Genomic DNA, 4,410 nt, shown 5'->3' with positions numbered 1-4,410 from the left:
ATCGGCTTCACGGCCACCAACGCCTCGCCTCGCCTGGCCCCAACCGGCGGGGTCGAGAGACTCTTCGGCAATAACCCCTGGTCCATCGCTGTGCCCGCCGGGCAGCGACCTCCGGTCGTACTCGACATGGCCAACAGCGTGGTGGCCGCTGGAAAGATTCGCACCCTCCAGAAGGAGGGAAAGTCGATCCCCGAGGGTTGGGCGCTCAACAAGTACGGCAAGCCAACCACGGATGCTGAGGAGGCTCTTAAAGGAATCCTGCTGGCCATTGGCGGTTACAAGGGCTACGGCATCACTTTGATGGTGGATCTCCTGACCGGTGTGCTGACGGACTCCAACTACGGCCCTCGGGTCAAGGCCATCGACAAGCAGACAGAGCCGGCCGGCACTGCCCACAGCTTCATGGCCATCGACCTCGCTGCCTTCACCGATGTGGCGGCCTTCAAGGCCCGGATGGATGCCTACGTCAACGAGATAAAGTCCTCGAAGAAGGCCAGGGGATCCGAAGTGATCTTTCTGCCGGGTGAGCCGGAGCACCTGCGAGTGCAAGAGCGAACGGAGAAGGGAATCCCGCTCCAAGCCAGAGTTGCGGAAGAGCTGCGAGCCATCGGGAAGGACCTGGGAGTCCCGATAGATCTTTAATAGGAGGAAGAGGTGTCTAATGTCATCTCGCACCTGTCCGTCTTTCTTGGGGCTATCGTCGACGCCAAGGGGTCAGGCAATCGCAACAAAGTATTTTTTCTTGGCACCCTTTGTCACTCCAATCGAACAAGGAGGACACAATGGCTACTGTTGTCGAACTGATCTCCACCATGCTGAAGCGCGAGGGTGTCCAGTACATCTTCGGAATACCGGGCGGGGGAGGCACCATCGATCTGCTAAGCGCCGCTGAGAAGGACGGCATCCGGTTCGTATTGAACACCCACGAAACAGCGGCGGCCATGATGGCGTGCGTCGTCGGGGAGTTGACCGGGACACCCGGCGTCGTCGTGACGGCCATCTCCCCAGGCATTACCAATATCGCCAACGGCGTGGCCTACGCCTACCTGGACAGATCGCCGCTCCTCGTCCTGTCGGACAACTATCCATGGGCCGCCACCCAGGTGCTGCTCCGCCAGGTTCTGAACTCGCGGCAGCTCTTCCAGGGGATTACCAAGTGGACCGCATCATTGTCCGCTGAATGGGCACACGAAACCCTGCAACGGGCTTTCCGCACGATGCTGGAGGAACGGCCTGGCCCCGTTCAACTGGATCTTCCCGACGACGTGACCATGAAACAGGTAGCGGACAAGCTGTTCCCTCTCGTTTCCAAACAAGTGATGGCGCGCCTCTACTCCGAGGAGCCAGCGGGCTTCAGCCAGGTGGTGGGCCGGATTCGGGAGGCGAAGGCGCCGGTCATCATCGCCGGTATGGGGGTACGCTGGGATAGCGCGTACCTGGAACTCAGGGCTCTGGCCGAGCGGATCGGCGCTCCGGTCTTCTGCACTCCCAAGGCGAAGGGAGCGCTACCGGAGAACCACCCCTACTCAGCCGGCGTCTTCATCGGCGGCAAGCTGGAGATGGACATCCTGGGGAAGGCCGATCTCATCATCGGCGTGGGACTGGACCCGGCTGACATGCTGGCCAAGCCATGGAAGTACAGCCAGCCCATCATCGCCATCGATCGGGTCACCAACTACAACGAAATCTACCATGCCGAGATGGAGTTGGTAGGTAACATCGCCGAGATTCTGACCATGCTGTCCGGTTCATTGCCCGCGGAGCACAAGTGGGACGAAAGGGTTGCTCCTGCCTACCGCAAGAAGGTGTACGATGCCCTGGCTCTGCCTGCCCAGGGGCTGGCCCTCTTCAGGGTCTCCGACATCACGCGGGAGATCACATCCGAGGATGTGATCCTGACCATGGATGTGGGTGCCTCCAAGCTCCTGCTCAGCCAGATCTGGCGGCCTTATCAGCCCAACTCCGTGCTCATGTCCAACCCTCTTGGCACCATGGGCTTTGGCGTTCCCTCGGCCATCGCTGCCAAGCTGACCTTCCCGATTCGACAGGTCGTCTCCCTCTGCGGCGACGGCGGCTTCTCCATGCGGATGGCTGAACTGCAGACGGCCATGCAGTTAGGCGTGGCCCCTGTCATCGTGGTCCTGAGTGATCAGGCGCTCAGCCAGATACGGATCAAGCAAGTGAAAAAGGGGCTTGCGGTGGTCGGCACCGAATTCCGAGCTCCGGATTACATCAAGATTGCCGAGGCGTTCGGGGGCAGAGGAATCTCCGTGGGTACGGAGGCCGAGTATTCCGACGCGCTCAAGGAGGCGCTGGGGTCGAATCGTTTCACCCTCATCCAAGCTCGAATCGACCCCAGCCAATATGCTGCGCAGTTCGATGCGATTCGGGAGCTATAGGGGAGACTTGTGGAAACGGGATCAAAGCTAAATTATACACTATACTGCTAACTTACTAAACCGCCTGGAAGCCTTGATTTTCACCTTAAGCTGTGTTAGTTTTTCAATCCATTTTCGCCTGCTTAGCATGGAAGAGAAAAAGAGATGAAGACCGTGATTGTCGGTGCCGGAGCCATGGGGAGTCTTTTTGGCGGACTTCTCTCTCCATCGGACGAGGAGGTCTGGCTTGTCGACATCTGGAAGGAGCACATCGATAGCATCCGGTCAAATGGCCTCGTCATAGAAGGGAAGAGAGAGGGCCGAACCATCCCTGTGAAGGCCACTATGGATGTCACCTCCTTTGGAAAAGCAGACCTGGTCCTCTTCTTTGTAAAAACCTACCACACTGAAAAGGCTGTCTCAGATTCTTTGGCCCTCGAAAAAGAGGATACGATCTTTCTCACCCTCCAGAATGGTCTTGGAAATGAGGAGATGATCTGTAGCCTGATCGATCGAAAGAAGGTCGTCCTGGGTGTGACAGGCCAGGGAGCCACTCTTCTGGGACCAGGCCATATCCGCCATGGAGGGATGGGCAAGACCTATCTGGGTGAACTGGACGGAAAGATCACAGACCGAGTCGCTCAAATCGCCCGGATGTTCAACAACGCCGGAATTGAAACCGAAGTCTCTTCTCGTATCCATGACCTCGTATGGGAAAAACTCTTTGTCAATGTGGGTCTGAATGCCCTGGCAGCTCTCCTTGGATTAAAGAATGGCCAGCTTCTCGATCACCCTGAAACCTTGAGAATAATGGAAGCCCTGGTCTCCGAGGCAATAGAGGTGGCGAAAAGAAAGTCCATTCGGATCGAAGGGAGTCCCATGGAGAGGGTCAAAACCGTCATTGAAGCGACCAGAGAGAACCGCTGTTCCATGGGCCAGGATCTCGACTACAGAAGGAGAACCGAAATCGATGCCATCAATGGAGCCATCGTGAGAGAGGCAGGGCGTCTCGGGATCTCCGTGCCATACAATCAAATGATCACCGATCTGATCAAGGTCATCGAAAAAAGCTTTCATCAAGGCTAAAGCCTTGAGATACGTAACTCAGCCCTTTAGGGCTGACAATAAGAAACAGGAGAGAAAAAAGATGGAACGCAAAAAAATTGCGCCCGTGGATATTCAGACGATGAAAAATGAGGGCAGGAAGATCACCATGCTCACCGCCTATGACTATCCCATGGCCCTGCTCGAAGACCGGGCTGGAATCGATATCATCCTGGTAGGGGATTCCCTCGGCATGACGGTACTGGGATACGAAAATACCCTCCCGGTCACCATGGATGAGATGATCCACCATACCAAGGCAGTGACCCGTGGGGCCAAATACGCCCTCATCATCGGCGATATGCCTTTCATGTCCTATAACACCACGGAGCGGGATGCCATTCTCAATGCCGGCAGGTTTATGAAAGAGGGAAGAGCGGATGCGGTCAAGCTCGAAGGAGGAGCCAGTGTCAGGGATATCGCGAAAGCCATTGTCAAAGCGGGCATTCCGGTCATGGGCCATATCGGCCTGACCCCTCAGACCATCTCCATGCTCGGAGGATTCAAGGTTCAGGGCAAGGATGCCCAGGCTGCTCAGAAGATCATTGATGATGCCCTGTTGCTTGAAGATGCAGGAGCCTTCTCCGTGCTTTTCGAAGCCATCCCTGCTCCCATCGCAAAGAGAATTACAGAGCGATTGAAGATCCCCACCATCGGAATTGGTGCGGGTGTTCATTGCGATGGCCAGGTCCTGGTCGTCCATGACATACTTGGCCTCTTCGACCGTTTTACACCCAAATTTGCCAAACGATATGTTAATCTGAGTGAACTGATGCTCAAGGCCTTTGAGTCATACAGGGAGGAGGTATCGGCCGGAACCTTCCCAACAGACCAGCACAGTTTTCATATCGATGAGAAGGAGCTAAAAAAAATAAAAGCATAGGAGGTAAAAAAATGAAGCGGTCATTGATCATCATCTTTCTTGTCG

4 protein-coding genes are annotated in these 4,410 nt (G+C 55.9%); all 4 read left to right on the top strand.

The genetic code is table 11. From position 1 onward, the window contains the following. Positions 1-642, top strand: a 642-nt coding sequence (locus tag QME66_12690) for an Ldh family oxidoreductase (protein MDI6809813.1), incomplete at its 5' end; no start/stop codon positions are given. 140 nt (positions 643-782) lie between these two features. After that, entirely contained in the window at positions 783-2,399 is a 1,617-nt protein-coding gene (locus QME66_12685; protein MDI6809812.1) for a thiamine pyrophosphate-binding protein, read from the top strand. 144 nt (positions 2,400-2,543) lie between these two features. Beyond that, positions 2,544-3,464, top strand: coding sequence for a 2-dehydropantoate 2-reductase (locus tag QME66_12680; GenBank protein MDI6809811.1), 921 nt, complete (start codon positions 2,544-2,546; stop codon positions 3,462-3,464). Positions 3,465-3,525: 61 nt separating this feature from the next. Then, positions 3,526-4,365 (top strand): 3-methyl-2-oxobutanoate hydroxymethyltransferase, encoded by an 840-nt coding sequence (panB, locus tag QME66_12675; GenBank protein MDI6809810.1) that lies wholly within the window; start codon positions 3,526-3,528, stop codon positions 4,363-4,365. The last annotated feature ends 45 nt before the right edge of the window (positions 4,366-4,410 follow it).

It is taken from the genome of Candidatus Eisenbacteria bacterium, assembly GCA_030017955.1.
In the GTDB taxonomy this organism is placed as follows: Bacteria; Eisenbacteria; RBG-16-71-46; order JASEGR01; family JASEGR01; genus JASEGR01.
The sequence above is the reverse complement of the archived record's forward strand: the minus strand, read 5'-3'. Positions and strand labels throughout refer to the sequence as shown.